This window comes from Pseudomonas sp. DSP3-2-3 (assembly GCF_049898225.1).
GTDB lineage: Bacteria > Pseudomonadota > Gammaproteobacteria > Pseudomonadales > Pseudomonadaceae > Aquipseudomonas.
In genome coordinates this window covers 1-529 of record NZ_JAFCXH010000093.1, presented here as the reverse complement: position 1 = coordinate 529, position 529 = coordinate 1, and the positions used below count along the sequence as shown (strand labels likewise).

At 56.9% G+C, this 529-nt stretch carries 1 protein-coding gene; it reads right to left on the bottom strand.

Going from position 1 to position 529, the window contains the following annotated elements; translation table 11 throughout:
- A partial coding sequence (locus ACP7E4_RS30510) for a transposase (RefSeq protein ID WP_426120004.1) occupies positions 1-529 on the bottom strand: 529 nt, incomplete at both ends.

The window sequence follows — 529 nt, the reverse complement described above, 5'->3', positions numbered from 1 at the left end:
TCGGCGTCCACAGCCGTCTGCACGTTGTAGGCTACGCGCGAGCCTTTGGGCGTGCGCATCATCCGGGCGTCGCTTTCATGGGTGTTGAACTGTTCTACGCCCAGAGCCCCCATCAGCACTTGGCAGTTCTGGTTGTCCTGCTGGCGAACCTGAAGCCGCGCCAGCGCAGCCTTGATCGCGCTGCGATCAACCACTTCAGACCCCTCAGTCTTATCAGCCTCATCCAGCTCCGCCAAATACTGGGCAATGCGCTTATCCAGCTTTTCTTCCTGACGTTTAAGCTGTTTCAAATTCAGATGCCGTCGTGCTGAAGCGACCGCCTGAAACTTGCTCCCGTCGATAGCAATCAGCTCACCCGCAATCAAACCAGCCGCTCGACAAAACTTGACGAAGGCTCGGCATGTCGCAACGAATGCAAGTTTATTGTCCTTGCGAAAGTCGGCGATGGTCTTGAAGTCGGGCTTGAGCCGATTGATCAGCCACATGACCTCAACGTTGCGCTGGCACTCGGCTTCGAGTCGGCGCGATG